General features: G+C 57.3%; 22 protein-coding genes and 1 pseudogene. 19 read left to right on the top strand and 4 right to left on the bottom strand.

All coding sequences use genetic code 11. The features are described 5' to 3' along the window. Positions 1 to 13: 13 nt before the first annotated feature. The 15 genes and pseudogenes from BUB44_RS00635 (at position 14) to BUB44_RS00565 (ending at position 18,193) form a co-directional block, all read left to right on the top strand. Positions 14 to 1,537 (top strand): tripartite tricarboxylate transporter permease, encoded by a 1,524-nt coding sequence (locus BUB44_RS00635; RefSeq protein WP_073162402.1) that lies wholly within the window; start codon positions 14 to 16, stop codon positions 1,535 to 1,537. Continuing rightward, positions 1,524 to 1,973 carry a tripartite tricarboxylate transporter TctB family protein gene (locus BUB44_RS00630; RefSeq protein ID WP_073162401.1) on the top strand — a complete coding sequence of 150 codons (450 nt, stop codon included), beginning with the start codon at positions 1,524 to 1,526 and terminating at the stop codon, positions 1,971 to 1,973. The genes BUB44_RS00635 and BUB44_RS00630 overlap by 14 nt, the downstream gene beginning before the upstream one ends. Positions 1,974 to 2,089: 116 nt before the next feature. Continuing rightward, positions 2,090 to 2,755: a Crp/Fnr family transcriptional regulator gene (locus tag BUB44_RS00625; RefSeq protein WP_083543012.1), complete on the top strand. Its 666-nt coding sequence runs from the start codon at positions 2,090 to 2,092 to the stop codon at positions 2,753 to 2,755. Between the two features lie 189 nt (positions 2,756 to 2,944). Continuing rightward, positions 2,945 to 4,809: pseudogene (gene cooS / locus BUB44_RS00620) on the top strand (anaerobic carbon-monoxide dehydrogenase catalytic subunit). A gap of 492 nt (positions 4,810 to 5,301) precedes the next feature. After that, on the top strand, positions 5,302 to 5,961 hold the full coding sequence (locus tag BUB44_RS00615; protein ID WP_073162397.1) for a respiratory nitrate reductase subunit gamma: 660 nt from the start codon (positions 5,302 to 5,304) through the stop codon (positions 5,959 to 5,961). Next, positions 5,961 to 7,352: a (Fe-S)-binding protein gene (locus BUB44_RS00610; RefSeq protein ID WP_073162396.1), complete on the top strand. Its 1,392-nt coding sequence runs from the start codon at positions 5,961 to 5,963 to the stop codon at positions 7,350 to 7,352. The genes BUB44_RS00615 and BUB44_RS00610 overlap by 1 nt, the downstream gene beginning before the upstream one ends. A 370-nt stretch (positions 7,353 to 7,722) precedes the next feature. Beyond that, a complete protein-coding gene (locus BUB44_RS00605; protein ID WP_073162394.1) occupies positions 7,723 to 12,150 on the top strand; it encodes an NAD(P)-binding protein in 4,428 nt (1,475 codons plus the stop codon). A gap of 92 nt (positions 12,151 to 12,242) precedes the next feature. Then, complete coding sequence (locus BUB44_RS00600; RefSeq protein ID WP_242655767.1) at positions 12,243 to 12,740, top strand: hydrogenase iron-sulfur subunit; 498 nt, start codon at positions 12,243 to 12,245, stop codon at positions 12,738 to 12,740. Positions 12,741 to 12,775: 35 nt separating this feature from the next. Continuing rightward, a complete protein-coding gene (locus BUB44_RS00595; RefSeq protein ID WP_073162392.1) occupies positions 12,776 to 13,903 on the top strand; it encodes a 4Fe-4S dicluster domain-containing protein in 1,128 nt (375 codons plus the stop codon). A gap of 41 nt (positions 13,904 to 13,944) precedes the next feature. Further along, the gene (locus tag BUB44_RS00590; protein WP_027356234.1) at positions 13,945 to 14,514 is read left to right on the top strand and encodes a 4Fe-4S dicluster domain-containing protein; all 570 of its coding nucleotides are present in this window, start codon (positions 13,945 to 13,947) and stop codon (positions 14,512 to 14,514) included. Positions 14,515 to 14,577: 63 nt separating this feature from the next. Next, entirely contained in the window at positions 14,578 to 15,429 is an 852-nt protein-coding gene (locus tag BUB44_RS00585) for a CoB--CoM heterodisulfide reductase iron-sulfur subunit B family protein (RefSeq protein ID WP_027356235.1), read from the top strand. 137 nt (positions 15,430 to 15,566) lie between these two features. Beyond that, positions 15,567 to 15,878 (top strand): LysO family transporter, encoded by a 312-nt coding sequence (locus BUB44_RS00580; RefSeq protein ID WP_073162390.1) that lies wholly within the window; start codon positions 15,567 to 15,569, stop codon positions 15,876 to 15,878. After that, complete coding sequence (locus tag BUB44_RS00575) at positions 15,875 to 16,471, top strand: LysO family transporter (RefSeq protein ID WP_073162388.1); 597 nt, start codon at positions 15,875 to 15,877, stop codon at positions 16,469 to 16,471. Before BUB44_RS00580 ends, BUB44_RS00575 begins: the two co-directional genes overlap by 4 nt. Positions 16,472 to 16,648: 177 nt before the next feature. Next, the gene (dinB, locus tag BUB44_RS00570) at positions 16,649 to 17,884 is read left to right on the top strand and encodes a DNA polymerase IV (protein ID WP_073162387.1); all 1,236 of its coding nucleotides are present in this window, start codon (positions 16,649 to 16,651) and stop codon (positions 17,882 to 17,884) included. Positions 17,885 to 17,902: 18 nt separating this feature from the next. Further along, positions 17,903 to 18,193, top strand: coding sequence for a hypothetical protein (locus tag BUB44_RS00565; RefSeq protein WP_073162385.1), 291 nt, complete (start codon positions 17,903 to 17,905; stop codon positions 18,191 to 18,193). 48 nt (positions 18,194 to 18,241) lie between these two features. Here BUB44_RS00565 and BUB44_RS00560 read toward each other — a convergent pair whose 3' ends face one another. The 4 genes from BUB44_RS00560 to BUB44_RS00545 all read right to left on the bottom strand — a co-directional run bounded on the left by BUB44_RS00560 (position 18,242) and on the right by BUB44_RS00545 (position 22,411). Beyond that, positions 18,242 to 18,559 (bottom strand): hypothetical protein, encoded by a 318-nt coding sequence (locus tag BUB44_RS00560; RefSeq protein ID WP_027356237.1) that lies wholly within the window; start codon positions 18,557 to 18,559, stop codon positions 18,242 to 18,244. 105 nt (positions 18,560 to 18,664) lie between these two features. Further along, positions 18,665 to 20,143 (bottom strand): PAS domain-containing protein, encoded by a 1,479-nt coding sequence (locus BUB44_RS00555; RefSeq protein ID WP_073162383.1) that lies wholly within the window; start codon positions 20,141 to 20,143, stop codon positions 18,665 to 18,667. Positions 20,144 to 20,199: 56 nt separating this feature from the next. After that, positions 20,200 to 20,814 carry a response regulator transcription factor gene (locus BUB44_RS00550; RefSeq protein ID WP_073162381.1) on the bottom strand — a complete coding sequence of 205 codons (615 nt, stop codon included), beginning with the start codon at positions 20,812 to 20,814 and terminating at the stop codon, positions 20,200 to 20,202. Then, on the bottom strand, positions 20,786 to 22,411 hold the full coding sequence (locus BUB44_RS00545) for a sensor histidine kinase (RefSeq protein WP_131821561.1): 1,626 nt from the start codon (positions 22,409 to 22,411) through the stop codon (positions 20,786 to 20,788). Before BUB44_RS00545 ends, BUB44_RS00550 begins: the two co-directional genes overlap by 29 nt. Positions 22,412 to 22,769: 358 nt before the next feature. Here BUB44_RS00545 and BUB44_RS00540 point away from each other — a divergent pair, with 358 nt between their 5' ends. The 4 genes from BUB44_RS00540 to spoVT all read left to right on the top strand — a co-directional run bounded on the left by BUB44_RS00540 (position 22,770) and on the right by spoVT (position 26,360). Then, complete coding sequence (locus tag BUB44_RS00540) at positions 22,770 to 24,125, top strand: YeiH family protein (RefSeq protein ID WP_207545604.1); 1,356 nt, start codon at positions 22,770 to 22,772, stop codon at positions 24,123 to 24,125. Positions 24,126 to 24,359: 234 nt separating this feature from the next. After that, positions 24,360 to 25,433: a YeiH family protein gene (locus tag BUB44_RS00535; RefSeq protein WP_073162487.1), complete on the top strand. Its 1,074-nt coding sequence runs from the start codon at positions 24,360 to 24,362 to the stop codon at positions 25,431 to 25,433. A 19-nt stretch (positions 25,434 to 25,452) separates the two neighbouring features. Continuing rightward, a complete protein-coding gene (locus BUB44_RS15275) occupies positions 25,453 to 25,596 on the top strand; it encodes a hypothetical protein (RefSeq protein WP_165610980.1) in 144 nt (47 codons plus the stop codon). A gap of 203 nt (positions 25,597 to 25,799) precedes the next feature. Next, positions 25,800 to 26,360: a stage V sporulation protein T gene (gene spoVT, locus BUB44_RS00530; RefSeq protein ID WP_027356242.1), complete on the top strand. Its 561-nt coding sequence runs from the start codon at positions 25,800 to 25,802 to the stop codon at positions 26,358 to 26,360. The last annotated feature ends 43 nt before the right edge of the window (positions 26,361 to 26,403 follow it).

Raw genomic sequence — 26,403 nt, 5'->3', positions numbered from 1 at the left:
GGAGGATTTTAGGATGTGGGAACAGATCGGAGCGGGCCTGATAAACGCCCTGCAGCCTTTTAACCTTTTCCTGGCCATTGCCGGTCTAACCGGGGGAATTATTATCGGTGCCCTGCCCGGGTTAACGGCTACCATGGGTGTGGCCCTGATGGTGCCCCTGACCTTTGCCATGGATCCCGCCAGCGGGCTCATCATGCTCGGAGCCATTTATTCCGGGGCCATTTATGGCGGTTCCAATTCGGCCATCCTGATCAACACCCCGGGGACCCCATCCGCGGTGGCCACTACCTTTGACGGCTGGCCCATGTGCCGGGCGGGGAAGGCCGACGAGGCGCTCAATACATCGCTAATTGCTTCGGCTTTCGGGGGGTTAGTGGGCACCCTGTTCCTGCTGTTCCTGGCCGCTCCCCTGGCCCGGCTGGCCCTGAAATTCGGCGCGCCGGAGTTTTTCTGGCTGTGCATTTTTGGCCTGAGCACCATTGCGGCCATGTCCACCGGCAATGTGTTCAAAGGGCTGGTTTCCGGGGCCCTGGGCCTTCTGGTGAGCACCATCGGCCTTGATCCCATCGAGGGGGTGCCCAGGTTTACCTTCGGTTACTACCCCCTGGTACAGGGGATTGAAGTAATCCCGGCCATGATCGGTCTCTTTTCCTTTTCCCAGGTGATCAACCTGGTGGGCAGCCGGCAGAAGTATATTGCCGACTATAAACCCAATCCGGGTGCTTTTATGCGGGTGGTGCGCAAGCTGTGGAAGGACTGCAAGATGATTTTAACCCGCTCCTCCATCATCGGTACCATTGTGGGTATACTGCCCGGGGCGGGCGGGGAGATTGCCTCCATCATTGCCTACAACGAGAGCAAGCGCTGGGATAAAAATCCCTCCCGCTACGGGACGGGAATCGTTGAGGGATTGGCGTCCAGCGAAAGTGCCAACAATGCCACCATCGGCGGCAGCCTGATCCCCATGCTTTGCCTGGGAATTCCCGGTAGCGCCGTGGCGGCGGTGATGATGGGTGCTCTCCTGGTGCACGGCATTACCCCCGGGTTTAAGATCTTTACCGACAGCGGTAACCTGGCTTACACCTTTATTACTTCTCTACTGCTGGTTAACGTGCTCATGGTTCTGGTCGGTAGCATTTTAATTAAAGGTACGGCGCGGGTGCTCAACGTACCCACCTCCTATATAGGGGTAGCCGTTGTGGCCCTGTCCATCATCGGTTCCTACGCCATCCGGAACAGCATGCTGGACGTGATGATCATGATCTTCTTCGGCCTGGTGGGTTACTTTGGCAGCCGCATCGGGCTGGATACCGGTGCCATGGCCCTGGGCATTATCCTGGGACCAATTGCGGAGGAAAATCTGGCCAAGTCCCTCGCCCTGGCCGGAGCCGACGGCTCGGTGTTCAAGGTGTTCTTTACCAGTCCCATTTCCCTGATTTTAATTATTCTGACCGTACTTTCGGTGATCACTTCCTGGCTTTTAAGCAGGCGGCGGGGTGGCGACGTAAAGGAGGCGGTTGAGAGTGGCCGGGCGTAAAGCGGACCTGATTGCCGGCGTAGCCAGCATTGTGGTGGCGCTGCTCTTTGGTTTTCAAGGCCGGGAGCTCTCCCTGGCCAGTAAAATCTTCCCCCTGGTGCTGGAGGTTTTCCTGGTGTTGATGGGCGCAGTCCTTATTCTGCGCGGCCTTAGAGGATCCAAAGAGCAGCAGGGCGGACAGGAGCAAATTGATTACACCCGGGCGTGGCTGGTAGTTCTGGCCTCCCTGGTTTATGTGGCCGCCATTAACTACATCGGTTTTTACGTTTCCAGCTTTGTATTTCTCACCCTTCTTTCGTGGTTCTTGAACGACCGGGGGCGGAACCTGCCCTCCCTGGGCATTTCCACCCTGTTTGGACTGCTGGTGACCGGCGCCCTGTACGCTACATTCTGGCTGTTTTTGAAGGTTCCCACACCGCAGGGCCTGCTTTTTTAAGTAATTGCACGAACCCCTTTCGTAAGGAAGGGGTTTTATTTTTACCCAACCAAGTGGAAATGGGGTCTTGGAAATCAGGGGCTTGCAGGTAAAATAGCTTAAAGGTGAATTTTACTTTGCGCAATTTCGGTTTTGTAAAAAACAACAAATTGCTAGGGGGCCTGTCGCAAGAGCAGCTAAAGGAATTTGCTGCCAGCTTCAAGGAGGTCAGGTTTAAGAAAAAGGAAATGGCCTTTTCCCCGGGACGCTATCCCAGGGAAATTTTTCTGGTCACGGAGGGACGCATCAAGGTATTTCTCACCTATCCCGACGGTAAGGAGTTTATCCTGACCCTGCTGGAGCCGGGGGACATCTTCAGCGGCCACACCCGGGCATTCGGCCAGGCCCTGGAGGATTCGGTCATGCTGCTGGTGCCTCTGCACACATTCCAGAAGATGCTGGTCAAATATCCCGAGCTGACGTCCGGCCTGGTCCGGGTGCTGGGAGACGCCCTGAAGCATTCCCTGGATGTGATCGAGCAGCTGGTTTTCATGGAATCCAGGGACCGCTTGGCCAAACTGTTGTATCAATGGGCGTGCAGCCGGGGTGTTCCCCGGGATGGGGGAGTTCTGGTGAACACCGGCCTGACCAGGGAGGAACTGGCCAGCTTAATTGGGGCCACCCGGCAGACGCTGGCTACCCTAATTAAAGATTTCGAGGGCCGGCAGGTTATCAAAGTGTCCGGGAGGAGCATTTTCGTGCCGGACCTGGAGGTGTTAAGGAGAATGATTTTTGAAAATTAATTAAAAAACGTAAAATGTTTTACGGAAATTACAACCCCCCTTAGCTATACTAATAACTACTCCAATTAAGGGCAAGGGGGGGGCTTTAAAATGTCTGATTTAACAGGAAACGCTGAAACGAATTCTCTAAAGGGTGGAAGTGCCGGAGCCGACCACGGCAAAAAATCCACCGACCCCGCCGTACAGCAGATGCTGGAGAAGGCTGCGCGGGAAGGGACCCAGACCGTGTGGGACCGCTATCAGGCCATGCGCCCCCTGTGCAAGTTTGGTGAAGGCGGCCTGTGCTGCCGCCACTGCTTGCAGGGGCCGTGCCGCATCAATCCCTCGGGCCGTGAGCCCAGGGTGGGCATCTGCGGCGCCACTGCCGACGTAATCGTTGCCCGGGGGCTGGACCGGGCCATTGCCGCCGGGGCGGCGGGACACTCCGGCCACGCCAAGCACCTGGCCCATACCCTGAAGAAGGCGGCTGAAGGCAAGGCTCCTGATTACCTGGTTAAAGACAGGGAAAAACTGCGCTCCGTAGCCGGGCGCCTGGGCATTGCCACAGACGGCCGCCCGGAGAACGAAATCGCCCTGGACGTGGCCCGGGCCGCCCTGGCGGACTTTCATGAGAAGGACACGCCGGTAGCATGGGTAACCAGCGTCCTGCCACCCGGCCGCCTCGAGGTTTTTTCCAGGCACGGGCTGGTTCCCGCCGGTATTGACCACGAGATAGCGGAGATCATGCACCGTACCTCCATGGGCTGCGATGCCGACGCGTCCAACCTGCTCCTGGGGGGCCTGCGCTGCGCCCTGGGAGATCTGGCCGGCTGCTACATGGCCACCGACCTGTCCGACATCCTCTTTGGCACGCCCTCCCCCGTGGTTACCGAGTGCAATCTCGGCGTGCTTAAGGCCGGTGCCGTCAATGTGGCCGTTCACGGGCACAATCCCGTACTGTCCGACATAATAGTGCTGGTGGCCAAGGAGATGGAGGCCGGGGCCCGGGCAGCCGGAGCCGAAGGTATTAATGTGGTGGGTATTTGCTGCACCGGCAATGAAGTGTTGATGCGCCACGGCATCTCCCCCTGCACCCACTCGGTGAGCCAGGAGATGGCCATCATCACCGGGGCGCTGGATGCCATGGTGTTCGACTACCAGTGTATACAGCCCGCCGTGGCCACGGTGGCTGAGTGCATGGGGACGACGGTGATCACCACCATGGACATGGCGAAGATCACGGGCACCACGCATGTTGATTTCTCCGAAGAAACTGCCGTTGAAAGCGCCCGGCAAATTCTCCGCCTGGCCATTGAAAGTTTTACCCGCCGCCGGGGTAAACCGGTGGAAATCCCGGCAATGAAAAAGAAAGTGCTTGCCGGTTTTTCCGTCGAAGCCATTTTAAGTGCCCTGGGAAGGCTCGATGCCGGCGACCCGCTGAAGCCGCTGGTTGATCATCTTGCCGCCGGCAATATCCGGGGTGTATGCCTTTTCGCCGGGTGCAACAATGTGAAAGTTCCCCAGGATTACAACTTCATTACCACAGCCCGCAGGCTTCTGGAGCGAGACGTTCTGGTGCTGGCCAGCGGCTGCAGTGCAGGCGCCCTCATGCGCCACGGGTTTATGGACCCGGCCAGCGTCGAGGAGCTGTGCGGCGGCGGCCTGAAAACTGTCCTGACGGCCATTGGTGAGGCCAACGGGCTGGGTGGACCCCTGCCACCGGTGCTTCACGTGGGTTCCTGCGTGGACAATTCCCGGGCGGCGGCCCTGGCCGCGGCGCTGGCCGGACGCCTGGGCGTGGATCTGGACAGGCTGCCGGTGGTGGCCTCGGCGCTGAGGCAATGCACGAAAAGGCCGTTTCCATAGGTGCCTGGGCCGTGGCCCTGGGGTTGCCCACCCACGTGGGCGTTATGCTCCCGGTGGCGGGGGGGCCCCTGGTGCAGCGTATTCTTGCGGAAGAGGTTAAAGGGCTGACCGGAGGTTACTTCATTTTGGAGCCGGACCCCGAATCCGCGGCCGAAAAGCTCATAGAGGCCATCAACGAACGCCGGGCCGGCCTGGGATGGCCATGTTAGTGGTCACCAAACTGGTTTTTGCACTGCTTTTTTCCATGCCGTCGCCGTTGCGGTTAAGATCCCGGTTTTAACTACACGATCCCTCCCTTCGGGGAGGGTTTATACTTGCAATCTTGCTTTTATCCATGTTTTTGCGAAATAATGTCTAAAATCAACGCAAGGTGCTGGTATTATCGTGTTTTTTCTAAATATATTGAAAAGACGTTCATATTGGCAGGTAACGCAAATTATATGCAAAAATGTGTTGCAAATCGCTTGTTCCTTTGTTATAATGACATTGCTTTATAAGTTACAGCGAAATTATGTAAAATAATATCTGAAGCCGTTCAAAAATATTAAAGGTGCACTTTTCTGGTTTTGTTATGAGAAAATATGAGAAAAATGGTTAAAGGCAGGTGGGTTGCAGGCTTAGGTAAAAACTCACTTGTATTTTTTAATTTAAATTTTAATTTTAACTGAAAAGCCTTATCTTCACGTTTGAGGAGGGTGACCATGGACCTCGGCTATTTAATTGCCGCGATTATGCCCTATGTTGCTGTTGCTTTTTTTGTTTTCGGCCTGGGATATAAAATAATTTTCTGGTCGAAAGCTCCCGTTAACCTGCACTGGGAACTGTTTCCTTATCCCCATACTGTTTCGGAACAGTTGAAAGAAATGCTGACGGAAGTTTTCACCCTGCGCAGCCTCTACCTTTTTAACCGCAAATTCTGGCTGCCTTCGCTGATGATGCACTATGGTATTTATCTGGTAGTTACCTGGCTGGTTGTTTTGCTATTAGGTTTTCCGTTTGCTCCCTATCTGGGCATGCTGGGCGGGGTTCTGGCCCTTGCCGGTTCATTTTCACTGTTATTGTTGCGCCTTTTCATCGATGAGGTAAGGAAAATTTCAGTTCCGGTGGAATATTTTAACCTGATCTTTATCTTCCTGCTCGCCCTGAGCAGTTTGTTTACCGGTTTTCTGGCCGATTTCCAGGTCAGGTTTTATTTATTGAGCTTATTCACCCTTAAACCTGCTCTATCCATTGTAGCCAACTATCATGTGCCGCTGTTGCTGCTGGAATTGTTCCTTATTTACGTACCCTTTACCCGCATGGCCCACTTTGCGGTCAAGTTCTTTACCTACCACAAAATTAAATGGGGTGAGCTTCACTGATGTCTGCCGCAGTCCCGCAAAAAGTATTTGATGACTACCGTGTCCTTCCGGATGAGGTTTTAAAACCCGGGCAGCCCCGGGTGGAAAAATTCCTGCAGGCCATGCGGAAATCGCTCCAGCAGAAGGAAAACTGGACCTTCTGGTTGCCTTACATCCTTTCCCTGGATACCTGCATGAAGTGCGGCACCTGTGCCGAGGTCTGCCCCGTTTACCAGGCCACGGGGCGCAGGGAAATCTACCATCCGGTTTTCCGGGCCGACATGCTGCGGAAGATCTATAAGCGGTATTTCACCCTGCCGGGGAGGCTGTTCCCCTGGCTGGTGGGGGCGGAAGACCTTACGGAAGAAAAACTTGACGCCCTGGCGGAAAGCGTTTACCGGTGCACCATCTGCCGGCGCTGTTCTTATGTCTGCCCGGTGGCCATTGACAACGGGGTGATTGTGCGGGAGGCCAGGAAGATCCTGGATGAAATTGGCATTGCCCCCGGCGAACTGAAGGAAAAGGGCACCCGGCTGCAGCTAAAGGTGGGTAACGCCACCGGTATGCCCACGGCAGCCTTCCTGGACATGGTGGAATTCCTGGAGGATGAAATTGAAGAAACCAGGGGCTATCGTATTAAAATACCGGTGGATAAAGAGGGTGCGGAATACCTGCTCATGCATAACGCCGGTGACTACCTGGCCTTTGCGGAGACGGTAATGGGTGCTGCAGAAGTCATGCATGCGGCCGGTGTGGACTGGACCCTGAACTCGCCGAACACGGGGATTAACGACGCCGTTAACTACGGTGTATTTTACAGTGACGTGGAATTTTCGGCTGTGATCAAAGCCCATGTGGAAACCGCCCGGAAGCTGGGGATTAAAAAGCTGGTGGTCGGGGAGTGCGGTCATGCCTTCGAGGCGTTGAAGTACCTGATCCTGAGGCTGATTCCGCCCGAGGAGAGACCCTTTGAAGTGATAAGCATCCTGGAACTGGAGGACCGGTGGCTCCGGGAAGGCCGCCTGAAAGTGGACCCGCAGAAAAACCCGGAGCCGGTTACCTTCCATGATTCGTGCAAGCTGGGCCGCCTGGGCGGAATGTTTGAAGAGCCCCGCCGGATCTTGAAGGCCTGCTGCCCCGATTTCCGCGAAATGACGCCCAACCGGGAAATGAGCCTGTGCTGCGGCGGCGGCAGCGGCTTTGCCATCATGGAAAAGGGTGGTTTCCTGAAGTTCCGCATGGAAACCTACGGCAGGCTCAAGGCGGAGCAGCTCAAGGCCACGGGGGCCAAAGTCGTTGCCTGCGCCTGCTCCAACTGCAAGGCGCAGTTCCGGGAGATTATCAATTACCACAAGCTGCCCATGCGCTATGCCGGGGTCAGCGAGTTGCTGGCCAACGCCCTGGTGCGCTGAGGGCAGTGACCGGACAGCATAGCGGATAATCAAGGCCGGCTCTGTGCCGGTCCTTACTGTTTTTTGACCGGTGTGCAGGAAGCACACCGGTTTCTTTTTTGCGGCTTATGCAGCGCAAGAAAATAGCGCCGGGGCTCCAGAGTACTAACGGACATATTTCCAATTTCTAAAATGTACATACGATAATTAATATTGGCGAAAATTTAACGGAATATAGTTGAAATCCCCCTTCCCCCTTTGTTATAATGGGATTACCAATTAGTCATGGCGAAAACATTATTAATAATATTTGAAGTTATAAGTAAATCTTATTGGTTTTATTTCGCTAATATTTAAGCAAGCTAATCCAGGTCAAGGCGGGTGTGGTCCGGTGAAGCAAAATAACGGAGTTTCCGGTTCGGTACTGGTGGTTGGGGCCGGGATCAGCGGCATGCAGTCGGCCCTGGACCTGGCGGAAAGCGGCTTTCGGGTTTACCTGGCCGAGGAGAAGCCGGCCATTGGCGGCACCATGGTCAGGCTGGATAAAACATTTCCCACCAACGACTGCGCCATGTGTATCGTTTCCCCGAAACTGGTGGATACGGGAAGGCACCTGAACATTGAAATACTTACCGATACCAGCCTGGTGTCCCTGCAGGGGGAGGCAGGCAATTTTCGTGCCACTTTAAAACGAAAGGCCCGTTATGTGGACCTGGCCAAATGCACCGGCTGCGGGGAATGTGCCCGGGTTTGTCCGGTGGAGGTGGCCAGTGAGTTTGACGCCGGTCTGGGCAGCCGCAAGGCCATTTACAAGCTTTTCCCCCAGGCTACGCCCGGTGCCTACGCCATCGATAAGCGGGGCATTTCCCCCTGCCGGGCGGCCTGCCCTGCCGGGGTCAACGTGCAGGGATATGTGCAGCTGATTAAAGTCGGAAAATATACCGAGGCGTGGCAGACCATTTACCGTGATAATCCCTTCCCCGCCGTTTGCGGGCGGGTTTGCACCCACCCCTGCCAGTCCGCCTGCCACCGGGCGGATGTGGACGGGGCGGTGAATATCAGGGCCTTAAAGCGCTTTGCTGCCGATCAGGTCTACCGTAATCTCGATGCCCTTCCCCTGCCCGGGGTGGAGGAGCCCCGGGGCAAAAGGGTGGCCGTGGTGGGTGCCGGTCCGGCCGGCCTTTCCGCCGCCTATCAACTGGTTAAAAAGGGCTATGGGGTAACTGTTTTCGAGGCGCTGCCCGTGGCCGGGGGCATGATGCGGGTGGGTATTCCCGAATACCGCCTGCCGAAGAAATGGGTCGACCTGGAGGTGGAACTGCTTGCCCGGCTGGGGGTGGAGTTCAAATTCAATACCCGGTTGGGGAAGGACATAACCCTGGAAGGTCTGCGGCAGGATTACGAGGCCGTTTTTCTAGCCGTGGGAGCCCATAAAAGCACTACTCCGGGTGTCCCCGGGGAGGATCTGGCGGGGGTAGAGCAGGGGATAAGTTTCCTGCGCCGGGTGGCCCTGGGCGAGCCGGTTACCGTCGGGCGGCGGGTGGCCGTAGTCGGCGGGGGCAACACGGCCATGGATTGTGCCCGTACCGCCGTACGCCTTGGTGCAGGTGAGGTCTTCATAGTTTACCGCCGTTCCGAGGGAGAAATCACTGCCCTCCCCGAGGAAATAGCCGCGGCTAAAGAAGAAGGCATCCGGTTTGTCATGCTGACCAGCCCCGTGCGTTTCATCGGCGAAGAGGGCAGGCTGGTGGGGATGGAATGCGTGAAAAACCGGCTGGAGCAGGCCCGGGACGGCGCCCGTCCCCGCCCGGTACCCGTGGAAGGCAGCGAGTTTATCCTGGAGGCGGATATGGTCATCCTGGCCACCGGGCAGCAGCCGGATCTCTCCTGCTTGAAGGAAAGTATCCCGGCAGGCAGCACCATCCCTGCCGATCCCCATACCCTGGCCACCGGCATCCCCGGAGTGTTTGCCGGGGGAGATTGTGTCACCGGGCCGAAAACGGTGATCGATGCCATTGCCGCCGGCAAGGTGGCTGCCGAATCCATCCACCGTTACCTCTCCGGGCAGGATTTAAAGGAGGGGCGCCAGTTCGGGGTACCGGCAGAAAAGGTTGCTCCCCTGCGCCAGGCACTCCATGAAATACCCCGGTGTGAGCCCCGGCCCGAGGTTCACCTGGACCCGCAGGAACGGGTTAAGGGGTTTGTAGAGGAAGCAAGGACCTACACCGCGGAGGAGGCAAAAAAAGAGGCGGAGCGCTGCCTGAACTGCGCCGTCTGTTCCGAGTGTCAGGAATGCGTGCGGGCCTGCCTGGCCCGGGCCATCGATCACGAAATGCAGGATGAGGAACTGGAAGTAAATGTAGGGGCGGTGATCTTGAGCCCCGGCGGGGAGGTTTTTGAGCCGGCGGCGCTGGCCTACTACGGCTATGGGCGTTACCCCAACGTGGTTACCAGCATCCAGTTCGAGCGCATTTTAAGCGCTTCCGGACCCTACCAGGGCCATCTAGTGCGCCCCTCCGACGGAAAAGAGCCCCGGCGCATTGCCTGGATCCAGTGCGTGGGGTCCCGCAACCTGCGCCTGGGGCACGACTACTGTTCCTCGGTCTGCTGCATGTACGCCATCAAGGAGGCGGTAATTGCCAAGGAGCACAGCCACGGGCCCCTGGAGACCACCATCTTCTTCATGGATATGCGTACCTACGGCAAGGACTTTGAACGCTACTACCGCCGGGCGGAAGAAGAACACGGCGTGCGTTTTGTGCGCAGCCGCATCTATAACGTGGAAGAGGCGGACAATGGAAATCTGCGCATCCGCTACGTTTTGCCCGGCGGCCAGGTGCAGGAGGAAGAATTCGACCTGGTGGTCCTTTCCGTGGGCTTTACGGCTGGGGAAAAGGCCAGGGAACTGGCCTCCCGGCTGGGTGTGGAAACCGATTCTTTCGGATTCTGCCGCTTTAATGAATTCAGTCCCGGGGTAACGTCGGTGCCGGGGATCTTTGCCGGCGGCGTCTTTGCCGGTCCCAAGGACATACCGGAGACGGTGACCGAGGCCAGCGCGGCGGCGGGCTGCGTTTCCCGGTTGTTGAGCGCCGCCCGGGGCAGTGAGACCCGGGTCAAGGAGTACCCCCCAGAAAGACCGGTGCATAAACAGCCGCCCCGGGTGGGGGTGTTTGTCTGCCACTGCGGCATCAACATCGGCAGCGTGGTACGGGTGCCCGAGGTGGTGGAGTACGCCAAACGCCTGCCCGGTGTAGTCTACGCGAGGGAATTCCTCTTCACCTGCTCCCAGGATAGCGTAGAGGAAATTAAAAAGTGCATTCATGAGCACCGTTTGAACCGGGTGGTGGTGGCGTCGTGCACGCCACGGACCCACGCGCCGCTGTTCCAGGGCGTCATGCGGGAAGCGGGGTTGAACCCCTACCTGTATGAGCACGTGAACATCCGGGAGCACTCCTCCTGGGTGCACCGGGACCGGCCGGAAGAAGCCACGGAAAAGGCCAGGGATCTGGTGCGCATGGCCGTGGCCCGGGTGCGCCTGCTGGCTCCCATTGCCCAGACCTACACCGGGATCAACAAGAGTGCCCTGGTGGTGGGCGGGGGAGTGGCGGGCATGACGGCGGCCCTCTCCCTGGCGGAACAGGGATTTGCCGTGAGCCTGGTGGAAAAGGGAGCGGTGCTGGGAGGAAACGCCAGGCATCTCTACTATACCCTGCAGGGTTCGGACCCGCAGCAATTTCTGGCCGGGCTGGTGGAGAAGGTAACCGGCCACCCGCAGATACAAGTATACACGGGCAGTGAAGTGGTGGAAGCGGGGGGTTACCCGGGGAACTACCACAGCCGCATCAGGACGCCGGAGAAGGAAGTGGAGATCAACCACGGGGCGGTGGTTCTGGCCACCGGGGCCAGGGAAGCCCGGCCGCGGGAATACCTTCTGGGTCAGCACGACCGGGTCATGACGCAGCGGGAACTGGAAGAGCGGATTTACCGCGGGGAAGTAGAGGGTCTGAACACGGTGGTCATGATCCAGTGTGTGGGGTCGCGGGACGACGAACGTCCCTACTGCAGCCGCATATGCTGCAGCCACGCCCTCAAGAACGCCCTGAAGCTGAAGGAGAAAAACCCCCGGGTAAACATCTACGTTCTCTACCGGGACATCCGGGTGTACGGGTTGAACGAGCAATATTACACGCAGGCCCGGCAGAAAGGGATCATCTTCATTCGCTACGACCGGGAGAAGAAGCCGGTGGTGGAAGCAGCGGGCGGTGGGCTGGTAGTCAGGGTGGTCGACCCCATTTTAGGGGTGGAACTGGCCATAGAACCGGACGCGCTGGTTTTGAGCACCGGTGTGGAGCCCGGTGAAGACAACGGGAAGCTGAGCCAGCTGTTCAAGGTACCTCTGAACAGCGACGGGTTCTTTTTGGAAGCGCACATGAAGCTGCGGCCGGTGGACTTTGCGGCGGAGGGGCTGTACCTGTGCGGCCTGGCCCACTCGCCCAAGCTGGTGGGGGAGAGCATCACCCAGGCCAACGCGGCGGCCATGCGGGCGGTGACGCTGCTGGCCCGGGACCGCCTGGCCAACGTGGCCATCACCGCCACGGTGGAAGAAGAGGTCTGCGTGGGCTGCGGGGTCTGCGTGCAGGTATGCGACTATCAGGCCCGGAGCATAGACCCCCTGCGGCGGGTGGCCGAAGTGAACGAAGCCCTGTGCCAGGGATGCGGGGCCTGTGTGGCCGCCTGTCCCAACGGCGCCTCCCAGCAGAAGGGTTACGAAAAGGCCCAGCTCCTGGCCATGCTGGAGGCGGCCCTGGAAGCGGTGTGACGGGTACCTGCGGGCGCGGGTCTTTTCGGGATATGGCCGGCTGTAAAACCGGCGTTTCTACTGAAAAACATTAACCTGGAGGAGGTTTTTCCATGAGCGTGATGCTTTCTCAGCCGCCCCTGGCGGAGCCGGTGGGAGAGGAGCGGCGGGAGCCCGGCTTGAAGCTGGTATCTTCCTTTGAACCCAGGATCATCGGCCTGGTGTGTAACTGGTGTTCCTACGCGGGGGCCGATCTGGCCGGGACTTCCCGTATCCAGTACCCGCCCAACATCCGCCTGGTAAGGGTTATGTGCACCGGTTCGGTGGATCCCCTGTACATCCTGCGCCCCCTCATGGACGGGGCTGACGGCGTGCTGGTGGGCGGGTGACACCCGGGTGACTGCCACTATGGTAGTGGCAATTACAAGGCCCGGCGCCGCCTGGCAGCCTTAAAGGCCATCCTGAAGCAGTTCGGTATCGGGGAAGAGCGGGTGTGGTTCCGCTTCATCAGCGCCTCCGAGGGCAAGCGGTTTGCGGAAACAGTTCAGGAAATGGTTGATGAGTTGAAAAAACTGGGGCCCAACCCCCTGCGCCGCCGCTGGGATATATAAGGGGTCAATGGGTCGCTGCAAAAAGGTGATGGCTTATGAAAACAGCTCTGCTACAAGTTGAAGCCGGCTCTCCCCGGCAGGCCGCGGAAAAATTTTTCCGGACCCTGCTGGACCGGCGGGTGGTGGATGCCCTGATCGTTCCCCGGGAAGTGCCTTCCCGGCGCATGGTGGTACCCGCCCTGGTCACCTCCGGCGATGGGCTGTCCGGTGTAAACCCCTTTGCCCCCGTAGCCATTATCAATGCCGCCCGGGCTGTGAGCAGGCTGGCCTTCCAGGATCCCGGGGTCAAGGTGGGGGCGGTTTTGCGCCCCTGTGAAATCAGGGCGCTGGTGGAAATGGCCAAATTGCAGCAGGTTACCCTGGAGCGGGTGCTGATCATCGGCGTGGACTGCCTGGGTACCTTTGAACCGGCCGATTATTACCGGCTGGCGCAGGAGGGCCTGGATACCGGCGCCTGGCTGGCGCAGGCGGCCGGCTCCGGCAGGGCGGCCTTGAACGGGACGAAGATCAGAACGGCCTGTACCATCTGCGAGGCCATATCTCCTTCCGGTGCCCATTTATCCCTGCACTGGGTGGGCTGTGATGTTCACCGGGAGCTCTACATTGCCTGCGACGATGAACGGGTCAACCTGGATGCTCTCTTTGACGGCAGCATTTTAGTTCCGCACGAATTGCCGGCGGCCAGGCAGTCCCTGGTAGAATCCCTGCGGAAAGAGCGCCGGGAACTGGGGCAGGAAATGTGCCGGGACTTCGCCTCCCGCACTGCGGATATCAACCGGCTGCTGGATGAACTGGCCCCCTGCCTGGGCTGCCACAACTGCCGGGAGGTCTGTCCCCTCTGTGTCTGCCGGGAATGCGTTTTCGACAGCAACCTCTTTGAACATGAACCGTCATGGTACCTGCACCGGGCGGCAATCCGGGGCGGGCTGGAATTGCCCGCCGACACCCTGCTGTATCATTTAACGCGCATGCATCACATGGGGGTCAGCTGCGTGGGCTGCGGCCAGTGTGAGAGCGGTTGCCCCAGCAGGATTCCCCTGACCCTTCTTTTCCGCACCATCGGGGAAAAGCTGCAGGGTCTCTTTTCCTACGTGCCCGGTGCCAGCGTGGATGAGCTGCCTCCCCTGGCCACCTACCGGGAGGACGAGCTGGAACCCCGGTAAGGCCGGCCGCGGTACAGCAATTGATGCGAGGTGAATATTTTATGGCCACGGCCACTCTTTACCTTCCGGCCGGAAAGGTAACGGTGGATGCGGCCTTCAGGGAAGAAGTGGCCCGCTTGAGCGGCCAGCCCCTGGAGCTCTGCTTTCAGTGTCAGAAATGTGCCTCCGGTTGTTACCCCACCCGTGAGGGTGACTATACCCCCAATGAAATTATGCGCCTCATTCAATACGGCGCCCGGGAGGCGGTATTGAAGAGCAGGACCATCTGGCTCTGTACATCCTGTGAAACCTGCGGCCTGCGCTGCCCCAACGGCATCCGTATGGCCGAAGTGATGGATACATTAAAGCAAATGGCCGTTGCCCGCGGCATTGTGCCGGACGGTGAAATCAGCCCCCTGTTTCACAACCTGTTTTTAAACGAAATCCGGTCAACCGGCCGGGTGCAGGAAACCATGTTGATGCTGAAGTACAGGCTGAAGACCGGCGGCCTTTTGGCGGATGCCAAGCTGGGCTGGCAGCTGTTCCGGCGGGGCAAGCTGCCCCTGGTGCCGCGCCTCAAAAAGGACCCGGCGGTGCGCCGGATTTTTGAGCTGGCCGGCGGGCGGGGGTAAATGGTAACGGCACCGTAAAGCAAACCGAAGCGGTCAAACCTTACCGGGAAGAGGTGCATGGCCATGAAATACAGTTATTATCCCGGTTGTTCCCTGGAGGCCACCGGGGTGGAATACAACCTTTCCACCCGGGCGGTGGCCGGGGCCCTGGGAATGGAGCTGGTGGAGCTGCCCGGCTGGACCTGCTGCGGTTCCTCCTCGGCCCACGCGATTAACAGGGATCTGGCCCTGGGCCTGGCGGCCCACAACATCGCCCTGGCCCAGGAGCAGGGGCGGGACCTGGTGGTGCCCTGTTCGGCCTGTTACACCCGCCTGTCCAGGGCCGACTACCAGATGAGGCATGATGCCGGCGAAAGGGTCCGGGCGGAGAGGCTGGCCGGTTTTTCCTATACAGGGCAGGTCCGTATTTATTCCTTTCTGGAGATAGTAAAGGACCGGGTGGGTTATGCTGAAGTGACCCGGGCCGTGCGCAGGCCCCTGGCCGGCCTGAAGGTGGCCTGCTATTACGGGTGCCTGCTGGTACGTCCCCCGGAAGTACGCCCCTTTGACCGGGCCGAGGACCCCGCTTCCCTGGATGAGCTGGCTGCCGCCCTGGGGGCGGAGCCGGTTCCCTGGTGCTATAAGACCACCTGCTGTGGGGCCGGGCTTTCCCTGACCCGGCCGGAGGTGGTGGGAAAACTGGTGGCCCGGATTTTGTCCGCCGCCCGGGAAGCCGGGGCCGGCGCCCTGGTTACTGCCTGTCCCCTGTGCCAGAATAACCTGGAGATGCGCCGTCCGGCTGACGAAGACATCCCTGTGTTTTATTTTACCGAATTAATGGGCGTGGCCCTGGGGCTGGGAGAGGCATCCGGCTGGTTGAAAAAACACCTGGTCGATCCCTTCCCCCTGCTCCACCGGCTTTCCCTGGCGGGCTAGCCGGTTTGGGTGGGGAAAATCTTGAAAACCCCCTGTTTTGGCCTGCCGGGCCCGAGCCAACGGGATTTGAATACCCCTGGACAGCAGCAGCTCCCGTATAGTATCTTAAAGTTAACAACAACCAGAGGGGGTCCGCGATGGGTTTCGTTTTATTAAGCCTGGCTGCCGGGGTGTTCATCGGCTGGGCCTGTCCCCTATCTCCCCGCGGGGTGAGGCTGGTTCATAAAATAACCCTGGCAGCCCTTTTTGTGCTGCTCGGGTCAATGGGGATGCAGCTGGGTGCCAGCGATGCCGTTCTGCACAGCCTGCCCACCATGGGTTTACGTGCCCTGGTCCTGGCGGGGGCCAGCGTGGCGGGCAGCGTGTTGCTTGTCTACCTTTTCACCCGGTTGCCGGAGTGCCTTCTACCGGGTGTCTTGAAGGGGGAGAAAAGGGGGGACAGCCGGTGACCTGGCTGATCACAGGTTCGGTCAGCCTGGGGGTTGCCGCCGGCCACTGGGTTATCCCGGATCTGTGGATCCCTTACCTGGATCTGGTTACCACCGTAGCCCTTTGCCTGATTCTGGTGGGTACCGGGATCGACCTGGGCAGGCAAAGGGAAACCTGGCGGCGGCTCGGGATCCTGGGTTTGCGGGCGCTGTTCTTGCCCTTGCTGGTGGCGGTGGGGAGCCTGTCCGGGGCTGTTCTGGGAGGCATGTTTCTGGGCCTTCCCCTGCGTGAGGCCGGGGCCATTGGTGCGGGATTCGGGTGGTACAGCCTTTCCGGTGCCCTGCTGGCCAAAATTCACAGCGTAGAAGCGGGGGCGCTGGCCTTTCTGACCAACGTGTTCCGGGAGCTTATGGCCTTTGTGCTCATACCCGTTCTGGCGGCCAGGATGGGCAATCTGGTGGCGGTCGCCCCCGGGGGGGCTACCACCATGGATACCACCCTGCCCTTAATTGCCCGGGTTACCGATGCGGACACCACCATTATTGCTCTGGTTAACGGAATGATTCTTTCCTCCCTGGTACCGGTTCTGGTACCTCTGATTGTAAAGTGGTAGAAGTTTGGGCAAAGGCCGGTGTGCAGCCCACCGGCTTTGGTAGCTTTGAGCCCCGGGCTTTGTCCGGGGATTTTGTTGACTGTGGGGCTAAATGCAGGGGAATTTTACCTCTTGCCCGGAACAGGTGTTCCAATTAAAATGGACTTAGAACGCTTGTTCCGTGCGGGAGGTTTTCTTATGTCCCGGGCCATTATGCTGGTAGATATGAACGCCTTTTTTGCCAGCGTCCACCAGGCCCTGGATCCGGCTTTGCGGGGCAGGCCGGTAATTGTGGCCGGGGACCCGGCCAGGCGCCACGGTGTGGTCCTGGCGGCCAGCTATGAAGCCCGGGCCAGAGGGGTGAAGACCGGCCTGACGGTGGCCGAGGCCCGCCTGGCCTGCCCCGGGGGAATTTTCATCAAGCCGCAGCACGAACTCTATGTTGACTTTTCCGCCCGCATCCTGCGCATCCTGCACGACTTCACCCCCCTGGTGGAGCCCTTTTCCATTGATGAAGCCTTCCTGGATGTCACCGGCTGCTATAAACTTCTGGGTTCTCCGGTGGAAATCGCCCGGCAGTTAAAGGAGCGCATCCGCCGGGAGGTGGGTATTACCTGCAGCGTGGGGATCGGCCCCAACAAGCTCCTGGCCAAAATGGCGGCGGAGCTGCAAAAACCCGATGGCCTTACCGTGCTTACCCCCGAGGATGTTCCCCGGCGCCTGTGGCCCCTGCCGGTAAGGGAACTTTTCGGCGTGGGCCCCCGTTACGAGGAGCATCTGAGAAAGCTGAATATCCATACCATTGGCGACCTGGCCTGTTTCCCGGTGGACATCCTTAAAAGACGTTTCGGTGTCTACGGGGAAACCCTGTGGCTCTTTGCCCGGGGTATCGACCACAGCCCCGTGGATCCCGGTAGCTTGAAGCAGGTGAAGAGCATCGGGCAGCAAATCACCCTCCCCCGGGATTACCGGGGTGAGGAGATCCGGGTGGTGCTGTGGGAACTGGCCGACCGGGTGGCCCGGCGGGCCCGGACGGGGGGATATGCGGGCAAAACGGTAATCCTGTCCCTGAAGGATAGCCACTTTAACTGGCTGTCCCGGCGGAAAACCCTGCCCTGTTACACCAGCCTGGCTGAAGATATTCACCGGGCCGCCATGGACTTGCTGGAACGGCACTGGTCCCCCCGGTGGCCGGTGCGCCTGGTGGGGCTTGCCCTGGGGGGCCTGGCGGCCCGCCTGCCGGAACAGCTCACCCTTTTTGGCCAGAGGGAGAAGAGGCAGAAAGCGGAGCAGGTCTGCGACAACATCAAGAAGCGGTACGGGGAGAAGGCCATCTTCCGGGCTGTATCCCTCACCCGGGCAGGGGTGTTTTATGCTGCGGAGCCGCCGGATACGGCGCCGTCTTTTCTAATGAAAATGCCCCGGGACAGGTAAAACGGGGGGTGAGGAGGCATGAGGGAAGGCAGCAAAATATGGAGCCACCGGGTCATACTGCCGGAAGTGCGGGAGAAGGCCACTCATACCTGCGGGGAATGTTGCTTCCTGGTGGAGATTCAGGGCCGCTGGAAGAGTCTTCCCGGTTGTGTGGCCGGTATCCGCTGCTACCGTACCCTGGAAAAGCGCGTGCCCCTTAAAATTCACGCCCTGGATATTTTGAAGATGGCCGGCCGGGAAGGTCTGCGGGCGTCTCTTGCCCGGGGCAACCCGGAGCACCCTGCCTGCGGGTTTTTCCGGCCCCGGTAAGCAAAAGCCGGACCGGCGGTGTTCGTGCTTACTTCCGGATCGCCTTTTCTACATTATTCCCCACTGGCGGGTGTATTCCAGCTTTATTTCATATTCATGGGGTTTGAAGCCGTGATCCTGCAGCAGTTCCTTAACCTGGTATGCCTCCAGGCTGCACCCTTCCAGGATGACAGCTTTCCGGGTGCCCCGGCAGCAGAAGCCCTTCTCCCGTAAAAGCTCCATCATGGAGGCCACCCGCTCCAGCCGTTCCTTCAGGAAGTCGCCCAGCTGGCGCACGTCTTCCGGCCGGACCGGGCCCTGGATTTTCTCCAGCGGCAAGTTTCCCTCCAGAAGTTTCAGTATTACCGTAACCCGGTAGTTTACCATAAAACCATAACCTCCTGTTCACCAATTGGGTGCGGTAGAGCCATTTTTATACCCGGCCCTCCGCGCAGCGTTCCTTGAGGAACCATTAGCCGTCTTGCGTTCCAGCTACCCGGTTTTGGCTCCCGCCTGCTCCGGCGTGGAGGCCGGATAGACCTCCTGTCCCGGAGCCTCCAGCAATACCAGCGTTCCGGCGTATATCCCTTCCTCGTCGTAGACGAAAATCACTTCCCCGTTCAGGTTGCGGGAGTTCAGGTGGACCCTTTTCACGGATCGGGAACCCATATTCCGGTAAATAAATCCGGCCAGCTCGGGATCCACCGCGTCTATGCTGATGCCCGTCTCCATGCTGCCCAGGTAACAGCGGGCCATGAGATTGGCCTGGATTACCCGGTGGTTGCGGTCCACGTAAATTGCTCCCTGCGGCAGGGCTTCCATGAGGCGGCAGAGGACGCGGCCGCAGGTTTCTTCCTCCCGCCCCCCGGTACCTATTACCGTTACCGCCCCCAGTACCTTGCCCTTTTTCACAATTGGCGAATGGATGGCTTCCAGGAGCCGGTCGGCGGTTTTCAGGGTAAGGGTACCATAGCGATTTTTTTCACCCGGGGTGTCCCCGATATGCCCCAGTACCTCCCTCAATTTTGCTCCCTTCAGGGGACCCTTGGCGCTGAAAATATCGTGGGCCGCCTGATTGGCAAAAAGTATCCGCCCGGCGTTGTTGGAAATAATTACACCTTCGTGTACATGGTTGAAAATATTAAAGTCGATGTTTTCAAAGTAGGTCCGGGCGCTGTTGACACCCCACAGTTCCACCAGAAACTGATAAAGACAGCAGTAAAGGGCAAATAACAAAAGCATGATGGTAATGATGCGGTAAGCATCAAAGTTGTTCTCCCGCAGGAAGAAATACAGCTGCCAGGGCGGGTCACCCACAGTTACGGAACTAACATCGTACGTCAGCTGGCCGGCATAGAATTTTTCTTCCCGGCCGCTGAACTGGTCCAGCAGTTCCCGTTCAAAGGGCCACACCACGGGGGTCTTCCCGCCGGCAAAAACGGCCACCTTACAGGTGTTGCCCAGGAATTCCTGGGTGAGCTCCTGTTGAAAGTCCATAATGCTGAAGTCCAGGGCCAGCCAGTCTTTTTCCAGCGGGGTGACCACGGTGACCACCGTCTGGCCGTTGTTACCGGTGTGTACACCAAGAATAAGGGACCCCTGCCGGGGTAACCGGGATTTGGGCAGCGGCAGGTCTCCGGTCAGCGGTCCTGTTTGATTTTTCACCCGCCCTGATGCGTCCAGAATATACGCACCGGTGATACGGTGGTCAAAAAGGGGCAGCTCTTTTAAAGCGGCATTCCTGTCAGCATGACCGTCAACTTTTTGGGCGGCTCCTTCAGCGATTCCCTGCAGGTTATTGAGGAAAAAGCTGGTTTTATTGATGGCCACCTGGCGGATAGTTTCTTCATAATCGTTCATGATGCCCTTCAGGAAGCGGAATTCCACCACAAAGAGCATGGTTATAATGGACAGAAAAAAAAGCATGATGAACATCAGCCAGGCGCTGTTTACCGTCAGGGGTTTTTTCATTCAAGCCACCACCAGCGTCAGTTTCTTAACTGCGGTCCTTTTCTTCCCCGGCAGCGCTATCTTACCAGCCCCCGGCGGGCAGCCGCAGCCAGGGCTTCCTCCAGCGTTTTTACTCCCAGCTTGGTGCAGATGCCGCGGATGCGACGGCGCAGGGTGGACAGGCTGATGTAAAGCCTGGCCGCTACTTCTTTCTGGTCTTTACCCCGGGCAATGAGCTGGAGAATGCTGGTTTCCTGCTCCGTCAGTACGGGACTGTCGGGTTTCAACAGCAATTCCGCCTGTAACCCCGGGTAAATATAGGTCCCGCCCTTGTAGACCATGTTGATGGCGGAGCGGATTTCCTCGAAAAAAGCATATTTGGGTACAAACCCGTGCACGTTTTTTTCCATGGCCTTGCGGACGAAGGTAACGTCATCGTAAGTTGTCAGGGCGATAAATTTTACGTGAGGATGGGTCTGGATCATGCGGGTGCAAATTTCCAGGCCGTCACCGTCCGGCAGGCCGATATCCAGCAGGATTATATCGACGTGGGCATTAATATTCTGCAGTGCCGTGGTGCAGGAGTCCGCTTCGGCTACCACCTGCATGTTTTCTTCCATGTCAATCAGTTTTTTTAAGCCCTCGCGAAAAACATTGTGGTCCTCAACCAGCATGATCCCGATTTTCTTCACTGCCCTTCACCTCTTCAGTAAGTGGTACGGTCAGGGTCACGCAGAATCCTCCATCCATAAAGCCGCAGGTCAGTTCTCCACCAATATACCTGGCCCTTTCCTTCATCCCCCATAGACCTTTCCCCGGCACGGGTTCTTCTTCCCTTACTCCCCCGTTATCCAGGATCTCTATCTGCAGGGCATCGCCCGTTTCGTGAAAATGAATGTCTACTTCCGTGGCTGTAGAATGCCTGGCCACATTGGTCAGGGCTTCCTGAATGATGCGGTAGATAAAGATTTCCCTGTCCCGGCCCAGGCGCAGGGAACGCTGGCGGTAGAAAATATAAACCTTGCGGTTATGCAGACGTTCGAAATTGGCGCTGTAGGATTCCAGAGCCGGGATCAGCCCCACCTTTTCGATCAGGTAGGGGTGGATGTCGTTCATAATGCTCCTCATATCGATGGCTGCGTTCTGGCACTGGGTGCGCAGCAGGCAAAGGTTCTCCTGCACTTCTTCCGGGAGTTTTCCACCGTGCGCCTGCAGCACATAGTCCAGACCGTGGATGATGCTGGAAAGATACCGGCCTATCCAGTCGTGTATTTCGATGGAAAGGTGTTTTCTTTCCCTTTCGATGGTTTCCAGCAATATGGTGCTGCCCCGGGGGCCGGGTGCCTGCCGGGCGGTAAGCACGGCACCGGCTGTTCTGCCGAGAAGGTTAACAGGGGTGCAGTCCACAGTCAGGAGCTGCCGGTTTCCCTCCCGGTTATAGCTCAACGAGCAGTCCGCCGTCTTTTCACCCTGCAACAGGGCCAGATAAACCGGTTGTACCACCCTTTGCAGGTGGGGGTACAGGGTCAGGATGTCCCCCAGGTTTTTACCGGCCGCCATTTCCCGGGGAAGGTTGAAAAGTTTTTCCGCGGCCGGATTTAAATACTGCACTTTCTCCTTGCGGTCCACAAAAATTACAGCCCTGGAAGAGCCCCTTACCAGGTCCTGCAGGCAGGTGTACCATGCCGACAGGGGCCAGGCTGCAGCACCGGCATACAGGACTGCTCCCAGGGAAAAAAGGGAAAGGAAAAAAATCAGCAGGCTTTCTTTCTGCAGTATGTTGACGGTTAGTTCCAAAAGGGTTCTGGCGTGCTCCCAGCCTTCACCGGCCAGGGAAGCTGCCCGGTCGGTAAGCTGCCGGCTGAGTTCCCGGTGCTGCCACTGCAAAAGTTCCCGGCTGGTTTCCTGCCGGGATAAATCCCGGGACATCACCTCATTTTCCATGAAAGAGGTGTAGGCCCTGGTCACGGTTATTAAATCGGCCACGTCCTGTTTTCTGGATTGCTCTACCAGATTGTAGAGTTCCAGTTCTTTTTTGGCCGTTTCCATGCTGTAGTGACGGAAGTCGTTCAGTGACTGGGGATCACCGTAAAGAATATATTCCTGCCCCGCACCGGTCAGGTGGTAAATGTCCAGCGCTATTTCCTGGTATTTAACCTGGCGTTCCAGCTGATCATCGATCCGGCCCAGCTGGCGAGGTAAGTTGTAACCGGTGTAAAGCAGAAGCGGTAGTGGCAACAAAAACATAATAAGCCAGAATATCCATAGCCAGTTTCGTTTTTGCCTCACTAAATGTCACCTTCCATAAAAAAATTACGGCGGTGACACTTTAATTCCTGCGGGAATCTTTTGGGTTTAGGAATTTAATGCTGCTTTTAAGATTGGTTTCAGATGAATCAAAAAGTTCATCAAGATGAATCAAAAATATCTTCTCGCCACTCATTTGGTTCATCATGGCCTGTAGCCGTTGATCCTCAGATTGGAGGTGCACTAAGATAAGTTTAACTAATGTTGCACATAAGATTGTGGATATGGGGGTGTTAGAAGCGGGAAACAGCAGGGAAGAGAGGCAATAACAGTTTCAAAGTCACAGTTTTGAACTTTGAAGGGGGGAAACATTTTGAGTGAACATGCCCGGACTGCAGAAATGAAAGCCGGTGCAGGTATGCCCGTGGTGCCGCAGTCCCGCGGGTGGTCTGAACTCTGGAAAAAGGAAGATTACTGGGCCATCTGGATGGGTCTGGGTATTGTGCTGGTTGCCCTGATTTTCTTCTATGCCGGGAGCTCGATAAAGTCCATAGCTGTAGCGCCGCCCACCTGGGTGAATTTCAGTGAAGTTTCCAGGCATTTTGCTGCTACCTGGACCTGGTATGTCGGCCTTTATATCCTCTTTATCGCTATTTTTACCATCAGCAGTGCGGTTATGGGCTTTAAAGCGAGGGAGTTCATTCCCGGGTTCACCATATTATTTATTATTTCAATAATTATTCTGGTTGTGGGATCCTGGAAGACAGCCATCGATTTGAACCTGGAACCGCCCCTTCTGGCCCTTTTGCTGGGGATGATTGTCAGTAATGCTTTCAAGTTGCCCAGGTGGCTGGATACCACCTTCCGCACGGAGTTTTACGTGAAGACCGGTATTGTCCTGCTGGGAGCCACACTGCCCTTTACCCTGATTATCCAGGCCGGGCCGGTAGCTTTCCTGCAGGCTACTGTTGTGGCGGTGGTGACTTTCCTGACCATCTTCTTTGCCGCCACCCGGTTGTTCGGGCTGGACAGGCGCTTCGGGGCCACCCTGGCTGCCGGCGGCTCCATCTGCGGCGTTTCGGCCTGCATTGCCCTGGGTGGCGCGGTAAAGGCCAAAAAGGAACATGTTTCCATTGGCATTTCCCTGGTGGTCATCTGGGCTATCATCATGATTATCGTTCTGCCCCTGGCGGCCAAGGCCATGGGCATGCCGCCCGGTATCGCCGGGGCCTGGATCGGCACTTCCGAATTTGCCGATGCGGCCGGTTTTGCGGCAGCCGCGGCCATTGGTGATGAAGCAGCCATCCGTTCCTTTACCCTCATGAAGGTGGTCGGCCGGGACATCTGGATCGGCCTGTGGTCGCTGATCATGGCCATCATCGCCTGCACGGTGTGGGAGCGCAGCTCCGCCGGAGAGGGTGAAAGGGTAAACGCCATGGAAGTATGGTGGCGCTTCCCGAAATTTGTCATCGGATTTTTCCTGGCCTCTCTCATCATGACCTTTGTGGCCATGCAGTTTTCACCGGCAGACTTTAAGAATGTGCTTACCCCGGAAGTTATCGGACCCATTAAGACTTTGCGCACCTGGACCTTCGTATTTACTTTCCTTTCTATCGGGTTCACCACCCGCTTCCGGGAACTGACCGCCTTTGGCTGGAAGCCCCTGGCTGCATTTACCCTGGGTGTGGCCGTAAACGTGCCCCTGGGATACATTCTCTCGGTGCTTGTCTTTGGTCATTACTGGGCTAACATTTAATTAACCAGCTGGTAAAAAGCTGACCCTGTCCCTTTGGGGACAGGGTACTTTTTTATGGATTTCCCGTGCTGCCTTTCAAAAAAACAGTTCCCGGGGTTTTTCTTTTAATGTACCGGCCACAGGGCTTTCTAAATCTGCGTTTTTCTGATAAAATTTTACTTCAGATAATTTTTCTTGGAGGCCAGGTTATTGAAGGTGTCTGTATTGATTAAAATATTCCCGGGGATTTTCCTCATGTTTTTGATTGCCTTTCTGGCCCGTGGGGGAAGCGATCTGGGATTACCCTGGTGGCCGGGGCTGGAGAATCTTCTGGCGGCCGGCCCGGTGACCAGAAGGGTCTTTATTGATATTCTTCACCTGAACCATATTCTAATTTCCATTATCCTGGGAATGCTGGTGGGCAATCTCCTGGGCATACCCCGCTGGGCGGAGGCAGGGATCCGGACTTCCAGCCTTTTCATCAAGATCGGCGTAATTTTCCTGGGCTCGCTTTACAGCATTACGGATGTGGCCAGGCTCGGCAGTACAGCGGTAATCATTATCGTGGGTTTTATCATTGTGATGCTGGTGTTTACCGTCTGGCTGGGCAGGAAGGTGGGCATGGATCCGGCCGGGGCAACCACCCTGGCAGCCGGTACGGCAGTGTGCGGTGTTTCGGCCATCCTGGCCACCGCCCCGGCGGTACGGGCCAAGAATACCGACGTGGTCTACTCCATTGCCACCATCCTTTTCTTCGGCCTGATCAGCCTCTTCGTTTTCCCCGTGGTGGGTACGCTGGTGGGTTTGAGCCCCCACCAGTTCGGGGTTTGGGCCGGCACAGGGATCATGAATTCCGGCCAGGTTCTGGCCGTTTGCCTCACCTACGACCCCGGGACCGTTTCCCATCCTTCAGTAAGCCTGAAAACCGGGGAAATTTATAACCTGACCCGGGTAATTTTCCTGCCCTTCGTGGTTCTTTTCCTGGCCCTGTTTGCCAGCCGCTATTATACAGGGGAAGAAGAAGTGAACATTAATACCGGCCTGTGGAGCAGGTTTCCTGTCTTTGTGCTGGGTTTTCTGGCCATGGTTTTACTCACTTCTTTCGGCTTTCTCGGCCCCACGTCGCCGCCTTCCCGTGAGTTAACCATCATCCGGCACCTGTACAGCTGGTTTTTTGCCGTTGGCCTGGCCGGCCAGGGGATGCGCCTCTCCCTGGTTGAATTGCGCCGGGCCGGGAGCAAGCCGCTTCTGGTGGGAACTGCAGCCGCCTTTTTAAAAGCCCTGCTGGCCCTTATAGTGGTAATCCTGTTTGTGCCCCGGGATCCCTGAGATGAAAAGGGGTGGGAGCATGTTAGTTGAGCCGGACAAAAATGAACACATCCAGGGAGACGAGGAAGAATTTTTTTCCGTGTATGTTACGGAAAGGCTGGAGGATTACCTGGCCCTTTCCCTGGCGGCCATGATTTTAATTGTTATTCTTTTATTTTTTTAACGGTTTTTACGTGACCGGTAATGGCCCCGGCGATACCGGGTCGCAGGTTTTGTCCCGGGGAAACGAAAAAGTACCTCTGTTCTCAGAAATAAAAAATATTTGTCTTACATTGGAAAAAAATGAATAAGTCTCTCCATACTGTTATATACTATCACTGAAAAGTTCAATCGTGCCAGATTGTAAAAAAGGAGGGAAGGGTGACCATGAAAGCAACGGGCATTGTTCGCCGCATTGATGATCTAGGGAGAGTGGTAATTCCCAAGGAAATTAGAAGGACGCTCCGCATTCGTGAAGGGGACCCTCTGGAGATTTTTGTGGATAGAGAGGGTGAGGTAATATTAAAAAAATACTCACCCATTGGCGAGCTGGGGGACTTTGCCAAGGAATATGCCGACTCGTTACATGAAGCCCTGGGTCATATTGCCTGCATTGCCGACCGGGATACCATTATCGCCGTTGCGGGGGCGCCCAAAAAAGAGTACCTCAACAAGCCCATCGGGGCGGCCGTAGAGAAGGTAATGGAAGAGCGCAGGGCGGTGATCATCAACAATCCCGGCGAAGAACCCTATTGCAAGGAATGCCTGACCGCGGAAGAAGGGGAGTGCAAGTATTCGGCGGAAGTCATCGCCCCCATCATTGCTGAAGGCGACCCCATCGGGGCGGTAATCCTCGCCTCCAAGGAACCGGATGTGAAAATGGGGGAACTGGAGTTGAAGCTCGCCGAAACGGCGGCCGGCTTCCTGGCCAAACAAATGGAGCAGTAAAAAGGTGGCCTGACGGCCACTTATTTTTTATCAGTTCCGCCCC

The sequence above is a fragment of the Desulfofundulus australicus DSM 11792 genome (genome assembly GCF_900129285.1).
GTDB classification, from domain to species: Bacteria; Bacillota; Desulfotomaculia; order Desulfotomaculales; family Desulfovirgulaceae; genus Desulfofundulus; species Desulfofundulus australicus.
The sequence above is the reverse complement of the archived record's forward strand: the minus strand, read 5'-3'. Positions and strand labels throughout refer to the sequence as shown.